Source organism: Chromatiales bacterium (assembly GCA_020445605.1).
In the GTDB taxonomy this organism is placed as follows: Bacteria; Pseudomonadota; Gammaproteobacteria; order JAGRGH01; family JAGRGH01; genus JAGRGH01.
In genome coordinates, this window is record JAGRGH010000001.1 from 1 (window position 1) to 14,849 (window position 14,849).

The window sequence follows — 14,849 nt, forward strand, 5'->3', positions numbered from 1 at the left end:
GCGGGGCTACCGGAGTAAAGACATTTTTCTATCGCTATACCAGCCCGATCACCTCAAAGCTCGTTCAGGTGAAAATCGGCAACTTCCCGGAGACCTCCCTGGCCGAAGCGAGATTGAAGCTCCAGGAACTTAAACAAATTCGCCGCCAGAAACGCTGCCCGGCAACTGAGGCCAAAGAGGAGAAACGGCAGAAACGGGAGCAAGCCCAGGAATTGGAACAGGGACAAGTAGAGTCGGTTGAGAAGTCCTTCACAGTTGAGAGTCTCGTGGAACTCTACCTAACCCAATATATCGAAGACCGGAAATCTCCAAGCGGAAGAAAAATCGCCGGTGCACGAAAACCGAAAGGTCAGTCTGAGACGCGCAGAACCCTCTATGGCGATGTTATTCCCAAGTTGGGGGAGATGCCAGCAAATGCTGTCACGCGAAAGGCTGTGGTGGATATGATCATGGCAATTGTTCAACGTGGGGCAAATGTTCAAGCAGGAAATGTGCTGAGAGAGCTTGCCGCCGCCTACGAATTTGCGATTGGTCTGGGCTATTTTTCAGATGAGTTTGCAAATCCGGCAATTCTCGCCAAATCAAGCCTCAGACAGGCCAAGGTGAAACTCACCCATCAACGAGGAAAAAGAGTCCTCTCTGATACCGAGTTGGCGACGTTGCTGAAATGGCTGCCTGGCTCTGATTACACTGCAACACAGAAGAATGTTCTTCGATTTACCCTCTGGACAGGGTGTCGTACCGGAGAGGTCTGCAATGCGGCCTGGCAGGATATTGATCTGGAGAAGCAGACCTTTCATATCAGGGAGAGCAAGACAGAGGTCGAGCGCTATGTCCAGCTACCACGACAGGCGGTGGAATTCTTGACAGCGCTTCGTCTAACCACGGGTGACTATCTGTTTCCATCCCAGAAAACGCGGCTGCCAATCCAGCAAAAACAACTGACCGAGCAGGCCTGGCGGATGAGACAAAGCAACAGCATGGTAAATCTTCCGGCCTGGACACCTCATGATCTGCGCAGAAGTGTCAGGACTGGCTTGTCACGCCTGCAATGTCCTAACGAAGTGGCTGAAGCGGTATTGGGGCATTCACGTAGAGGGATTGAGGGAACCTACGATTTGCACCGGTACGAGGCAGAGTGTAGGCGGTGGTTACAGAAGTGGGCGGATCATCTGGACTCGCTTATTCGTTAGTAGTTCAGACGCGATCTTACAATAAGTGTCAGGCTCCAACGGCCCGTGTCGACCCGTTGTAGTCCTTCGAACCAAACACCGGCGGAGCGATTTAATGCCTGTGTTGCATCGACCGGTTGAACCGGCAAAGCGAATGTGGTCATTGAGCTCCAGCAATCCGGCTGGCACTTCCGACCAGTTCCGACTATTCATATTGACGTCGATTTGATTTAATCCGGGCTCCCAGGACCGTCTCGCGCTGTATTCAAGCTTCGAAACGTGCACACCTCAACAAACGCACCCTTTTCAGTAAAACTGCCGATTGACAGCGGCACTTTTCAGGAGTTACCTTAACGAACGTTTGATTAATTACTCCATTCCTCTTTTCTGAAAACGGAGAGGTCGGTGCAAGGCATACGGACAGCAAAAGGTTTTGTGATTCTGGTGGCATTACTGTTATCGACGACGAGTCATTCGGAATCGCTTGAGGACGCCTGGAGAACAGCTCTCGCAGTTGATCATAGTCTCAGAGCGGCCCACCTTACCGCTGCCTCGGAGGAAGCGCGTCTGGATGCTGCGAAATCCCGCCGACTGCCAACGCTGAACGTGGAGGCTGGGTACCTCTCCAAGAGCGATCCCTCTATTGTTGATATCAGCGAGCTCAATTTACCCGCCGTTGAGCAGTTTCAGGCTGATGAAAAGGAGAGCCTCTCATACGGCGCCAATGTTAGTGTGCCCGTATATACCGGTGGCCGTATTAGCCAGGGCATCAATGCGGCCAACCACCAGCTTGAGGCGGCACAGAGTGAAACCGCCACAGCCATCCAGAATCTGAAGATGCGGGTGGCTGAAGCATACATAACTGTGCTTCGAACACACCGCGCCCGCACGGTAGCCGAAAGCCAGGTAATGAGTCTGGAGGCTCATGCCGAAGATACGGAGCACTTGTTTGAGCAGGGTCTGACCGACAAAAACGCGTTACTGTCAGCGCGCGTTGCGTTAGCGGATGCGAAACACCAGTCCTTACAGGCATGCAACGACGTTGATGTGGCACAAGCCGCATACAACCGTATTTTAGGTCGACCGCTTACCCAGGCGGCAGCCCCGGATGAAGTCGAACTTGTCCTTCCGGATGATGACCTGGAAGATTTGACACTCCGTGCGCTACAACAACGGCCTTCAATATCTATTCTTTCCCATCGGATGGAAGCCTTTCAAGCACAAGCAGCCGCAGAAAGATCGGTGCGGCGTCCACAGGCGGCGATAAGCGGTGGCTATAACCATACGGAAAACGAGTTTCAGGCCCACGAAGGTATCTGGTCGGTAAAACTTGGCCTGGAATGGAAACTCTTCGATGGTGGGACGGCTAACCATACAAGTGCTGCGATCATCCGTAAAGCCGATGCCTTGTCCGAGTCGCGCGCCGACCTGGCATCAAGGATCACGCTAGAGGTGCGGGAAGCCTGGCTGGATTTGAATGAAAGCCGGGAACGTATTGCTGTCACACAGCAAGCTGTCAGCCAGGCTGAAGAAAATCTAAAGGTGGCGGTAAACCTTTTTAAAGCTGGCATGGCCACGCATACGGAGGTCTTGGAGGCAGAACGTCTGCGCACCACAACCTATACCAATAACAACAATGCAATCTATGACGCAGCGCTCGCTGGGTTGCGTCTGCGTCGCACTCTGGGTGAATTATGACACGTCCCAAGAACCCTAAAAGCAAGGCGCATATCCTGGAGCTGGCGATCCCATTGTTTGCCCAATCGGGATTTGCAGGTGTGTCCATGCGGGATATCGCCAAGACAGTTGGCGTCACCGCCGCTTCGCTCTACCACCATTTTCCGGACAAAGAGGCGCTGTATCTGCAAACGATGGCAAAGGCCTTTGAAGACAAGGCCGAGGGCTTCGAGAAAGCGCTGTCAGCCACGGGGACGGCTGAACAACGCCTGGAGAAATTTGTCGCGACCTTCACGAAATTGATGAGTGACGATCCGGACTTCAGGGCACTGCTGCAACGTGAGCTGCTGGATGGTGATGAAACCCGTTTGAAGCTGCTGGCCGAGCAGGTATTCCGTGAACCCTTTGTCGCCATGGAGGCGCTGGTCAGTGAACTGGTGCCTAGCTGTGATGCGCACATGCTCGCCATTTCCATGGCCAGTCTGATTTTATATCACTTGGAAACAGCGCCTATTCGCCGATTCTTCCCTGGAGGTAAAGCAAAACACAACAAGCCGACTGTTATAGCTCGGCATGTGACGCGACTGTTACTTCACGGATTGAGGGGATGCGGCAAATGAGTCGTTTGAGGTCGCAAGTCGTTCTACTGATTCTGGTGGCGGTGGCCATGCTGGGAGGCTGCAATGATCCTGATGCCGGTGAAGATATCCAGACTAGAGAGCAAACCGCAAACCTGCACAGTGTCCAGGTGGCATTGACGGCGATTCCGCGCATCTACCAGTCACCCGGCAGCGTCGTTTCCAGTCAGGAATTCGTGGTGACATCCAACATCAGCGGATTCATACAGGTGATCGCAGTCGAGGAAGGTGACTGGGTCGAAGCAGGCGACTGCCTGGTGCAGATTGATCCGACCAAGGTTGAACGCGCGATCGCACAGGCCGAAGCCTCGGTCGCCGCAGCGCGCGCGGAGCTGGAAGACGCCGAAGACGATGTCAGGAAATACCGGGCCCTGGTCAAATCAGAATCTATCTCCAAAGAACGGTTGAGAAAGGCTGTCTTGCGCCAGAAGCAGGCCAGGGCTGCATTGAATAACGCGCAGGCAGCGCTGGATGTCCAACGCACCGACCTCGACTACATCCAGATTACCAGTCCGGCCAGTGCTCAAGTCAGCAAACGTCTCTTGAATGTAGGTGATCTGTCGCTTCCGGGTGCTCCCATCCTCCAGCTGGAATCGCTGGAGTCGATGGAATTCGAGACCCACGTGCCGGAAAAGATCCTTATCCATATCCAGCTGGGGCAACCCGTCACCGTCGAACTGGATGTCCTTGATCAGACCATCACAGGCGAGCTGATGGCAGCCGTTCAGTCAGCAGATCCGGCGACTCGCAGCGGCAAAGTGAAGGTAAGGTTACCGGATCGTGCTGATCTCATACCGGGCATGTTTGGGCGCGTCTCGTTTATCACGGGAAACGATACCTACCTCACTGTGCCTGAAACCAGTGTGGTGACACGAGCCGGTGTGGAGGGCGTCTTTGTTGTCAGCCGGGAATACGGCGCACGCTTTGTCAGTGTCAGAACCGGGGCGCGATGGAAAGACCAGCGAATCATCCTAGCGGGTCTTCGGCCGGATGACCGCGTTCTTCCTGATCCACCGGCAGCAAGATTTGATTGACGGCCGCTGCGATGAGCGAAAAAGATGCGACTTCATCACTGAATATTGCGGGCCATCTGGCACAGACGTTTGTCGAATCCCGTCTTGTTATTCTAATGATTCTGGGCATCCTGCTATATGGCAGTTTTGGCCTGGTTTTCACGCCACGCGAGGAAAATCCACAGATTGTTGTACCAGCGGCCGAGGTGCAGGTGGCCTACCCGGGTGCTCAGCCGCTCGAAGTCGAGCATGCGATCCTGAGACCACTGGAAACACTGCTGAGTACCATCGATGGCGTAAAACATACCTATGGCACAGCACTCGCCGGGATGGCTGTTGTGCAGGTAGAGTTCGAGGTTGGCGAAGATAAGGATGATGCCCTGGTCAGGATATATGACCACGTGTTACGGCATCAGGATGAACTGCCGGTGGAGGCTGGCGAGCCGAAGATAAAAAATATCGATGTCGATGATGTGCCCGTGTTCACCCTGACACTGGCATCAGATCAGTACTCCGATTACGAACTCTATCGAATGGCTGAACGTGTTCTGGAGCGCCTGCGCAGTGTTTCCGGAATCGGGGCCAATTATATTGTGGGCGGGCGTCAGCGCGAACTCAGAATTGCGGTCGACCCGGAGCGCCTGCGGGCCTTCGCCATCCCGGTGGAGCAAATCAAGGTGGCGGTGCAGACGGCTAACGTAGCTTCGCCATTGGGTGCACAGGTGATAGAAGGCGAAAACCGGCAGATCCGGCTTGAGGGTCACTTGAACAGCAGCCACGAACTACAGGATTTGGTGGTCGGTAAAAACGAAGGTAGGGTGATACATCTTCGTGATGTTGCCGAGGTGATCGACGGACCGCCCGCCGAACACCGGCGCTATACCCGCTTTGCGTTTGGAGTCGCTGATACACGTTCACTGAACACATTGGGCAAGGAAATGGCAGCGGTCACTATCGCTATCGCCAAACGTCCGGGGATTGATGCAGTGCCTTTTACCCGAGAACTCAGAGGTCGTCTGGATCAAATCAAGCACAGCATCCTGCCCCCGGATGTCTACGCCACCGTGACGCGTGACGACGGCGAGAAGGCCAACCATACCGTTAACCGGCTGGTCGAGCACATGTTTATAGCGATCGGTTCCGTCACTATCGTGCTGTTTTTATTTTTGGGCTGGCGCGCCGCCATCATTGTCTTGCTGGCTATTCCACTGGTGATTCTGGTGGTGTTGGGTTCAGATATGCTTGCGGGACCTACCCTCAATCGTATCAGCCTGTATGCGCTCATTCTCTCGCTGGGTATGCTGGTCGACGACGCCATTGTCGTTATTGAGAATGCACACCGGCATTTCGCAATGCTGCCCCGAGATACAGGGCGTGATGCCAAAGCACGCAGTGTCGTACTGGCCACCAACGAAATCGGCAACCCCACGACACTTGCGACCTTTACCGTCGTTGTTGTCTTTCTCTCGCTGCTGCTGGTGACGGGCATGCTGGGTCAGTACTTCCGGCCCATGACTTTCAATCTGCCTGTTGCCATGATCGCATCGCTGTTGCTTGCCTACTCGGTGACACCGTGGATGATCCGGCGCTGGTTGCCCGTCGGCAATCACCAGGGTGAGGAGGCTCCAGCAAGAGATTGGCTACAGAAGGGCTACCGGGCACTGTTTCTGCCACTCGTCACCCATAAAAGGAAGCGCCATGCTTTTTATGCAGTGGTGGGTCTGCTGCTGGTACTTTCGCTGTTGCAGCCTGCCTGGCAGTTCATACGTCCACAGGGTGTCTCCGGCGCGACCTCGATGATGGGGGTTCCACTGGCCTTTCTCCCAAAGGCCGATAAAAACACCTTCCTGGTCAGTCTGCGGATGGCAGACAATACGCCGCTGGAAGACACTGACCGCATCGCGCGCGACATTGAGGCCGTCCTGGTACGCCATCTCGAAGTACAGAACATCGAGAGTTATGTCGGGACGCCCTCGGTCATCGATTTCAACGGACAGTTACGCGGCAGCGGTTCCCGCATTGGACCGCAGTATGCAGAGATCCGCGTTAATCTGACGGATAAGACCACACGGGATATTGCCTCGATAGAAATTGTTCACCAGTTGCGCCCAGCAATTAAGGCAGTGGTAAAAGACTACCCTGACGCCGTGGTTCAGTTGGTTGAAGACCCGCCGGGGCCCCCGGTTCGCGCTACGGTATTTGCCGAGATTTATGGCGCAAACCGGAAAGTACTGGAAAAACTGGCTAAGGATATCGAGGGTGAGTTTGGCTCCACGTTCGATATGGCTGAAGTCTTTACCAGCGTACCCACGGACATCATGGAATATCGTATTGCCGTCGACCGTGAAAAGTCCGCGTTATCGGGGATCAGCACGGCACAAGTCACTGCGAGTCTGGCGCAATTGATGCCGGGAGAGACACTCGGTTACGCACACATTGACGGTGAGCGCCAACCGGTGCCGATTCGATTTCAGGTCCCCCGCCAGCAACGGATTGAACCGGACCAGTTGGAGCGTGTAGGGATAAGCAATGATCAGGGGCAACATGTCCCGCTATCCGAGTTGACGAAGATTGAGATAGCTGAATACCCCCGTCCGATCTTTCATAAAGACACGGAACGCGTCGAGTATGTGGGTGGGGAACTCAGGGACAGTGCGCCGGTGTATGCGATTCTGGATCTGGATAAACGTCTGGATGGCCGTGATCTCGGCGAAGACGGGAACCTGACGACTGCCAATCTTCGTTTCAATTCCGACCGTCCCAATACACTGGAAGGCTACAAGCTGCTTTGGGAAGGTGAATTACGGCTGACCCTGGACGCCTTTCGGGATATGGGGATCGCTTTACTGTTGGCACTGGCGGCTATTTATCTGTTGCTGGTCGGATACTATCGCTCGTTCCGTCTACCGATACTGGCCATGGTATCGATTCCGTTGGCAATGATCGGTGTTTTTCCAGGGCACTGGATCCTGGGCGTGACGTTCTCGGCCGCCTCCATGATCGGTGTGATTGCCCTGGCCGGTGTAGTGGTACGAAACTCGCTGCTGATCATCGACTTCATTCAGGCCTATCAGAAGGAGGGATATTCTCTCGAAGAAGCCATTTGTGAGGCCGGTACCGTTCGTCTTCGGCCAATTTTACTAACGACCCTGGCGATTATATTCGGCACGGCAATCATGGTGCCGGATGCCGTAATCGGTGGTCTGGCAATCAGTCTGATCTTCGGTGCAGCCAGTTCAGCCGTCTTTACAGTATTTGTAGTGCCGCTGCTGTATCGCAGATTGGTGTCAGTGGATGCGGGGATACCTGATCTGGAGCCTGAATAGATGACAAGTGAAAGGCTTCGTTTGGTGGGTTTTTACTAATACCGATGTCCGATGGTTATTCAAACTGAATCACGTCTCACCACCAAGATTAGCCTGCTACTGGTTGGCTTAGTCGTGGTCAGTATGGCCGATGCCGGTGAAGTGTTGAAAGCGAAGGTTACTCATCAGTCGGGGCTTTACACGCCGGAACTGGACGCTCGGATTACTGCACCGGTGCCAGACGTACACCGCCTGCTGACCGCCTACAACCACCTCGAACAAGTGAACCCCGCAGTAAAGGAAAGTGCGATCATCGAAACCTACAGCCCGGCTCATCACCGGGTCCGCAGTGTAATCGAGGCTTGTGTTGCTTTCTTCTGTAAGCGCCTGATACAGGTTTGGGATGTGGAACAACGCAGCAACGGTGAAATTGTGGCAGCGATTGTGCCGGAGGTAAGCAACTTCCGCTTTGGCGACGCACACTGGGTATTACAGGAGGAAAACGGCGGGACACACCTGCAATTCACGACACGTCTCGAACCCGCATTCTGGGTGCCGCCTCTGATCGGCCCCTGGATAATCCGCTATAAACTACATCAGGAGGGACTGGAGAGCGTAGAAAACCTGGAGCGCTTGGCCCGTTTCTGAATTGAATTCATCGAATAGCAGGAAAGGGTCGTATGCCAACTATCATGGTCTGTATATAAACGACTGTTTTTTAACCTGCCGTTCGTCGCTTTGAATTGGATGGCAGGAGCTGGCCGTTCTGAGCCACTGTCAGACGGATAGGGCGCGCGACCTCATCTGACTAGGTTGGGGTCGCTCGAGTCTGAGCTCAAGCAGCTAATTTGTGACAAACAATCATTCAAGCTGCCAGATTCTGCCGTTTTTCAATGAGAAGTTTTACCACGGCTTGAAGTTCCTCTGTTGTTTTTCCTGAGGCAAATGCATTTAACATGGTATCCACTTCATGGGCCAGCCAGCCGACAGAACGATTACCAAGGGAAACTCCAGGAGGGAACAAGCCTTCACTGATTCGACGATAGAGGGTCGCGTGACTCATCCCGGTTCGATTCAACACCGCTGGTTTTCTTTCGATTCGGATTGCGTGATGCTCAGGCATACGCGATGACTACCCGAAGTGGGGGTGGTGTGCGATTGTCGGTTGCCTCATGAATTCACGTGCTCCACAGTGCTTTGATACACAGTTCATACTAACGGCGGCTCGTGCGAGAAAAACCCGGAAAAGCGGGCAGACAGGTGCGGGCTTTCGTCATTGAAAGCGCGCCGGTGCTTGTCGATGAGCGGCGGTGATTACAGATACTTCTTGAAGTACGCCAAGCTCACACGCACGGTGAGGCCTTGACACGTCTGTCGAAAGTCTTTGGTGTGATGGAGTTGGCCCGGATCAGCGGGCACCGTGATCTTCGGGTATTGCAGAACGTCTATTTCGCTCCTTCAGTGAAGGACCTGTCCGATAAGCTCGATTAGGCGACTCGATTTTCCTGGTGTTTCTCAGTCCAGGCGATCACTTCCTTGGCCTTCCACAAGGGTTGCCCGCGGCGTTTACTGCCGGCGACTGGCAACCTGATGGCCTGGGGAAACCCGGGGAGAGCAGTGATGCGGTCACGAACGACCGCTTCGGAGCGCTTCAAATAAGCGGCGATCTCTTTCACCGTCCATAAGTCCACCGTAATCGGGATACGCGGGGAAAGGTTGTTGATCGCATCCAGTAGTATTTCAATCTGATTCATACTTGTTCCATGGCGTCATCGTTTTCGATGCAATGATTGTATTGGCTTGGTCACAAGGGAATTAGGTCGAAACCCCGGATCCAGCAGCGGCTTTTCCGCGTATTTTTCGGTACGAGCCGTCCTTCCAACCGTCTAGTTCACACATACCGCTCGCAGCGTTACTAATAAAGCAGGAAAGCGACTCTAGAGGGGCGTGCTTTCGGAGACGTTTATTTTTGTCCAAGCCACTAACATCCGCAGGGAAGAAATTCATGAAGGAGAAAGTGGTGAAAATCGAACTGTGCAGTGGCAACCAACCGTATTTGAATCATGTTTGCGACATCGCATGTAAAGATCCCACTATCGCGTCGCTTGCGCGGGGAATGCTATCCAATCTGGCTTTCCTATAGGGTACCGCCAATGGCTAGCCAAGACTCTAGCGCCATGAAGGAACCGGGTACTCCTGACGCGGCCACGACGGTAAAGCTGGATGTGCGTCGTATCAAGTCCTATGAACGCAATCCGCGTCGCAGCAAGAATCCGGAATACGATCGCATCAAGGCCTCCATCCGTGCCAATGGCATGGATCAGCCCTTGGTGGTCACGTGTCGACCCGGCGAAACCGACCACGTCGTCGGCGCCGGCGGCAACACGCGACTGCACATCCTGCAGGCGTTGTACCAGGAAACGGGCGACGAGCGATTCCTGTGGGTCGATTGCCTGTTCAAGCCGTGGCGTGAAGAGTCGGATGTGCTGCTGGCACATTTAAGGGAAAACGATCTGCGCGGTGGACTGAGTTTCATCGACAAGGCGCAGGCCGTCTTCGAAGCCAAACAACTTCTCGAAGAGGAAATGGGCAACGACAGCCTTTCGCAGCGACGCCTCGAGACGATACTTCGAGATCGCGGCTACAGCTTGAGTCACGGGCTGATCTCCCAGATGGGCTACGCTGTTCACACCTTGCTCCCGGTGATTCCCCAGTCGCTGAAGTCGGGTCTCGGCCGACCGCAGGTGGAGCGGATTCGCGCGCTGGAGAGGGCGGCGCGCGCCCTCTGGAAAAAGCGCAAGCTGGGTGATGACGAATCCTTCGATGCGGTGTTTAGCGCATTATGTGAACGATACGACGGTCCCGAGTGGGATCTCGAACTGTTACGCAATGCCATTGAGATTGAGATTGCGGAAGAGCTCGAGGTGAGTATCCAGGCCATTCGCGTTGAACTGGACGCGCAGCTCTTAGGACGCGAGATCGAAACCCCAATCCTTGAGAACGACCATGATGCGGATACACCAGAAGAAAGAGCATCTTCTTCTAATGCCATTACGGCAAAAGTAAAAAGTGTTGCCGACGACAAGACGCCTGGTGACTCACGCGGTAACAACGCGGAGACGCAATCCAAGGGCAAAGTGTCTCCACCGCAACGACCATTGCTTGTCATCGCGCCCGATGCATCGGAGGAAAACTCAGAGGAGCTGCCGGATAACCCGATCGAGTCAGAGGCGGATTCTATCGAGAGTGCGATCACGCTCAGCCAACCCGGTGCCACGGACCTCAAATCATTGCGTGCTCGGGCCTGGACACTGGCCGCACGCCTTGCGCAGCGCAACGGCATCAGCGGCCTGGTCGCGCCGCTGTCCGGCAAGGGACTCGGGTTCATCCTCCGTGACGTACCGGATTCGTCGTTGGCCGATCAGTTGGACGCCGAAACGCTCGGACAGGTCTCCATGTTGTGGTGGCACCTGGCGGCTTGCGCGGAGATGACCGTGGCGCCACTGGATGCCGTCATCGCCACCTTGTCTGACGACTCGATCCTGCGCAAGGCGCTCGAGAACCAGGATGCCGGCCTGCTCTTCAACAGCGTCTGGACGCTGGATCCGGGGCATACCGGCTATCGGCTGTGGCGCCAACTCGGCGAGCAGGACTGGCAGGACCTGCTCAACCTGATGGACACCTACCGTCGCATTCACCGTTCGTCGGAAGCCTCGCAGGTCCGGCTCTGGGAGTAGGCGCAATGGACGGGACCAAGGAATCCGATTTGATCACGGCCGTGCTGATGTACGCGATTCGTTGCCTGGCCGAAGGGGATCAAGCCGCGCTGCGCAACATGAACTTCGGCCCGCGCGAAATCGAGGCGTTGCGCGAGATGAACCTGGCCGATCTCTATCGCGTCGAATCCTTGCGCGCCCATTGCCTGGATATCGTTCTCAATCGGGACGTGTACTGGCCGATGATCGAGCATCTGCGGCGTCAGCGCGAATCCGAGGAACTGCAACAAGTGCTCATCGCCGCCGACGCACCGTTGGAGATGATGCAAACGCTCTTCGGCTTGGGCTCCCGCGAATACACGCGCCTGCGCCGTATGCTCACCGTCGATCCCTCGGTCGGCCGGCCGGCGGAACCCGATGAAGCGAGCACGCACAAGCTCTGGAACGCCTGGGTCCAACGGGCGGAACACGAAGAAGATGGTCCGCTCGCACCGAACGAGTATCTCGCCATCCACCGTGAAACCGGTATCTCGATGCGGGCCATATGGAACTTGACGCAACGCTGGAATCAATACGGTGACTTGACGGGTCGAAGCAGTCACGACCCTGTGGAGCGAGCCTGTTCGGATGGATGAGGGTTCTCGCGGACTCCGGCCCGAGACCCACGCACTGGATGCACTGATACAGGCGACCATCGAACGCGTACAACAGGAATCGGGTACCAAGCAGTCCGATACCATGCTGTTCATGGGCAACCGCCATCAGGCGTTCCCCACGCTGGTAGTGCAAGACCCCGTGCTCGAACCCGTGGACAAGTTGGTGTGGATGGTCATCATGCTGCAGGCCCAGGAGATCGGCGGCAGCACGGCGTTCCCCAGTTACGAGTATCTGGCCAAGAAAACCAACGTCTCCTCCACATCGACCATCTCCCGGGCTATCGCCATTCTGCGCGCCACCCGTTGGCTGACCTTGTGTGCGCGGCTGCGGGAGGCGAGCGGCCGCTTCCGCGGCAACGTCTATGCGTTGCACGATGAACCCTTGCCGTTGGTCGACGTCCTGCACCTGGACCCGGACTATATGCAGTTCCTGCAGCAGTCGCTCGGGCATCATCATGCTCGGGTGCGCCTGGTCGCCAAGGGGGTGTTGGATACCATCGACGAGGACATCCAGGAGGGTCTCGATATCTGCGCCCAAGGCCATCCGCTCGAACGTCGCATGCAAGCGGCGGAGGCGATCCAGCAGGATTCACCGCGGCGTTATTTCGCATTCAGCGCAAAGGTGATGACCCGTCTGCGCAACGTGGTCGGGGAAGGCGGTACGGATCACCGGGACCAAAATTCAAAGGCGGATGAAACAGGGTTCCAAATTTCGAACCCACAAAATTCAAAGTCGAGTAGTTGTAGTAGTTATATAAATAAAACTACTACTACAGAACCCGCTGAAGAGAAAATAATTAGCGGCCACGCAGAGGGGGAGCCGTCCCTGATCTACCCCAAGCGTCTCTCTGACAACCAGCGCGAGCTCGCGGATCGTTATTTGAAATCCGTTTCCGAAACTGCACGTCAGCCCATCCTCGATGAGCTGGAAGGCCGGTTTCGTTCGGAACAGAAGGGCATGAAGCCGGTGTACGACGAAATGCGCTTCCTGCACTTCTTATGTCGCGCCGCGAACAAGGGTGAGTTCGTGCCGAACCTCGGCATCAAGGTGCATGACGAACGCATCGAGCGGGAGAAGGCGCGCTTGAGGTACCTGAAGCAACAGGAGCAAAGCCTGGCGGAAGTGAAGCGTCGCGATAGTTCCAGCGCCTCAGGTCAACAACAGCTCGCCGAGCTACGCAAATCGCTCAACCTGCCGGCGCGTCCACAGACCGACGACGAGTCGGACTGACCGATACCCGAAATGCAGTGGTTACAGTGTAACCACTCTCAGCACTCTCTCCCCGGTTATTGTGTCTCGGCGTCAACCACGCCGAACCGTGCGGGAATAATTCCTTGTCGGCCGGCTCTCGTCATGGATTGATGGGCGACTCATTCACCAGGATGAAGGATATGCCACATGAGTTCCGGTAAGTCAGACCCAGAACAACAGAACCACCCGGAAGACGCGAGCGTCGATGCCGGGCCGGGTGCGCTGCGTGGGCAGGTGTGGCTGACGGTCCAGACCCGGCAGGCGCAACGGCTGATCCGGGGGCGCAACGGCAACGCCGATAAACCGGCGATCATCGGGCTAGTGGGATTTGCCGATCGGCTGCGTGTGATCTGGCAAGCGGCACGCAATGACGATCCCTACGCCGATTGGTGGCTGGTCAAGGTGCACGAGGCGCTGGAACGGGTGCGTGACCTGATCAAGAACGACCAGGCGGCGTTAGACGCGCAGCTCGAACAGCTCACCGCCCTGGAAGTGGCCGTGGCGGAGTCGATGAAGCCATACCGGATCGCGCTCCAGTTCGCCAACCCATACGCCTATCGAGGCGCACAACTGATCGCCGAGTACGACAGGTTTGTGCGCACGTTGTTGACCGCCCACCATGTGGGAGTGTTGACCGGGGCCGCGATGGAAGGCTCACTCAATGCGGGTGCGCGCAAGATCCGCGGCGCGTTCGCGGTACCGCAAGGTTATCACTTCCTCAACGTCGATCGCGCGGCACTCCAACAAGGCACCGCCAACGCGAGTCGCGCCAGCCAGCTCATGGGCGAAGTCCCGGAAGACGTATTGAACAGAGCACACCAGGCACCACTGGTACCCCGCAAAGTCCGATTCCCCGAAGAGGCGGCCAAGCACATCCGTCTCAAGCCCGTTGATGCCGCACCAAGAGCGGGTATCGCCGTGGGAAACGACGACGAGGTTAGCACCTAGTTTTCGCTGGTATGCAACGCGTCGCCCGCCATACTACTGCGACGACATGGTTAATGCCGGTAGGGCCGAAGCCGTATGACTAAGGCGACAGCAGGCAAACGTATCGCACTTCTGCTCGACCCGCGGGTGGCGTTTGAGGCCCTGATCCTGAACCGGCTGGAGCGAATTCCGGAAGTCCGGCGTCAAGAGTGGCTGCGCGGGCTCCTGGTGCAGGGCTTTCGCCAGGAATGCCAATCGTTGCGGGTGGTACAGGACGAGGTTGTTCCGCAACCGATGAGACCACCACAAGGCCAAGGCGTGTCAACGAGGCAACCGCGAACCGCGTTTGCCGCCTGGTTGGCGCAACCATCGGCTCCACGCGTCATCGAGACCGCGGCGACGCCGGCGGCGGTCGAAGTGAACACCGCAGCGGGTCAGGCTAAGCCCTTCGCCGGCTTGAGAAAGGTGATCGGTTGAGGCTGGTTGCATAAAA

General features: G+C 56.0%; 13 protein-coding genes. 11 read left to right on the top strand and 2 right to left on the bottom strand.

Translation table 11 applies throughout. From position 1 onward, the window contains the following. The 6 genes from KDG50_00005 to KDG50_00030 all read left to right on the top strand — a co-directional run. Window positions 1–1,193, top strand: a 1,193-nt coding sequence (locus tag KDG50_00005) for a tyrosine-type recombinase/integrase (protein MCB1863783.1), incomplete at its 5' end; no start/stop codon positions are given. A 384-nt stretch (window positions 1,194–1,577) separates the two neighbouring features. Further along, entirely contained in the window at window positions 1,578–2,870 is a 1,293-nt protein-coding gene (locus KDG50_00010) for a TolC family protein (GenBank protein MCB1863784.1), read from the top strand. Beyond that, a complete protein-coding gene (locus tag KDG50_00015; GenBank protein ID MCB1863785.1) occupies window positions 2,867–3,469 on the top strand; it encodes a TetR/AcrR family transcriptional regulator in 603 nt (200 codons plus the stop codon). Before KDG50_00010 ends, KDG50_00015 begins: the two co-directional genes overlap by 4 nt. 35 nt (window positions 3,470–3,504) lie before the next feature. Next, window positions 3,505–4,521, top strand: a complete 1,017-nt coding sequence (locus tag KDG50_00020; GenBank protein MCB1863786.1) for an efflux RND transporter periplasmic adaptor subunit — start codon at window positions 3,505–3,507, stop codon at window positions 4,519–4,521. Window positions 4,522–4,532: 11 nt separating this feature from the next. Next, window positions 4,533–7,826, top strand: a complete 3,294-nt coding sequence (locus tag KDG50_00025; GenBank protein MCB1863787.1) for an efflux RND transporter permease subunit — start codon at window positions 4,533–4,535, stop codon at window positions 7,824–7,826. Window positions 7,827–7,877: 51 nt separating this feature from the next. Continuing rightward, a complete protein-coding gene (locus KDG50_00030; GenBank protein MCB1863788.1) occupies window positions 7,878–8,453 on the top strand; it encodes a hypothetical protein in 576 nt (191 codons plus the stop codon). A 217-nt stretch (window positions 8,454–8,670) separates the two neighbouring features. Here the strand turns inward: KDG50_00030 and KDG50_00035 are convergent, their stop codons facing one another. Together KDG50_00035 and KDG50_00040 are read right to left on the bottom strand one after the other, a co-directional pair. Continuing rightward, window positions 8,671–8,928, bottom strand: coding sequence for an AlpA family phage regulatory protein (locus KDG50_00035; protein MCB1863789.1), 258 nt, complete (start codon window positions 8,926–8,928; stop codon window positions 8,671–8,673). A 364-nt stretch (window positions 8,929–9,292) separates the two neighbouring features. Beyond that, window positions 9,293–9,559, bottom strand: coding sequence for a hypothetical protein (locus KDG50_00040; GenBank protein MCB1863790.1), 267 nt, complete (start codon window positions 9,557–9,559; stop codon window positions 9,293–9,295). A 423-nt stretch (window positions 9,560–9,982) separates the two neighbouring features. Between KDG50_00040 and KDG50_00045 the strand changes: the two genes are divergently transcribed. From KDG50_00045 to KDG50_00065, 5 genes are all read left to right on the top strand, one after another. Beyond that, window positions 9,983–11,542, top strand: coding sequence for a chromosome partitioning protein ParB (locus KDG50_00045; protein MCB1863791.1), 1,560 nt, complete (start codon window positions 9,983–9,985; stop codon window positions 11,540–11,542). A gap of 5 nt (window positions 11,543–11,547) precedes the next feature. Next, window positions 11,548–12,156 carry a DUF2857 domain-containing protein gene (locus KDG50_00050; protein MCB1863792.1) on the top strand — a complete coding sequence of 203 codons (609 nt, stop codon included), beginning with the start codon at window positions 11,548–11,550 and terminating at the stop codon, window positions 12,154–12,156. Then, window positions 12,149–13,408 (top strand): helix-turn-helix domain-containing protein, encoded by a 1,260-nt coding sequence (locus KDG50_00055; protein ID MCB1863793.1) that lies wholly within the window; start codon window positions 12,149–12,151, stop codon window positions 13,406–13,408. The genes KDG50_00050 and KDG50_00055 overlap by 8 nt, the downstream gene beginning before the upstream one ends. A 168-nt stretch (window positions 13,409–13,576) precedes the next feature. Beyond that, window positions 13,577–14,377, top strand: coding sequence for a TIGR03761 family integrating conjugative element protein (locus KDG50_00060; GenBank protein ID MCB1863794.1), 801 nt, complete (start codon window positions 13,577–13,579; stop codon window positions 14,375–14,377). Window positions 14,378–14,452: 75 nt separating this feature from the next. Then, a complete protein-coding gene (locus KDG50_00065) occupies window positions 14,453–14,833 on the top strand; it encodes a hypothetical protein (protein ID MCB1863795.1) in 381 nt (126 codons plus the stop codon). The last annotated feature ends 16 nt before the right edge of the window (window positions 14,834–14,849 follow it).

Excerpts from the sequence above, each read along its gene's own strand:
- KDG50_00045 (MCB1863791.1), top strand. The coding sequence starts at position 9,983 with ATGAAGGAACCGGGTACTCCTGACGCGGCCACGACGGTAAAGCTGGAT.
- KDG50_00060 (MCB1863794.1), top strand. The coding sequence starts at position 13,577 with ATGAGTTCCGGTAAGTCAGACCCAGAACAACAGAACCACCCGGAAGAC.
- KDG50_00025 (MCB1863787.1), top strand. The coding sequence starts at position 4,533 with ATGAGCGAAAAAGATGCGACTTCATCACTGAATATTGCGGGCCATCTG.
- KDG50_00030 (MCB1863788.1), top strand. The coding sequence starts at position 7,878 with ATGGTTATTCAAACTGAATCACGTCTCACCACCAAGATTAGCCTGCTA.
- KDG50_00015 (MCB1863785.1), top strand. The coding sequence starts at position 2,867 with ATGACACGTCCCAAGAACCCTAAAAGCAAGGCGCATATCCTGGAGCTG.
- KDG50_00040 (MCB1863790.1), bottom strand. The coding sequence starts at position 9,559 with ATGAATCAGATTGAAATACTACTGGATGCGATCAACAACCTTTCCCCG.
- KDG50_00050 (MCB1863792.1), top strand. The coding sequence starts at position 11,548 with ATGGACGGGACCAAGGAATCCGATTTGATCACGGCCGTGCTGATGTAC.
- KDG50_00055 (MCB1863793.1), top strand. The coding sequence starts at position 12,149 with ATGGATGAGGGTTCTCGCGGACTCCGGCCCGAGACCCACGCACTGGAT.
- KDG50_00065 (MCB1863795.1), top strand. The coding sequence starts at position 14,453 with ATGACTAAGGCGACAGCAGGCAAACGTATCGCACTTCTGCTCGACCCG.
- KDG50_00035 (MCB1863789.1), bottom strand. The coding sequence starts at position 8,928 with ATGCCTGAGCATCACGCAATCCGAATCGAAAGAAAACCAGCGGTGTTG.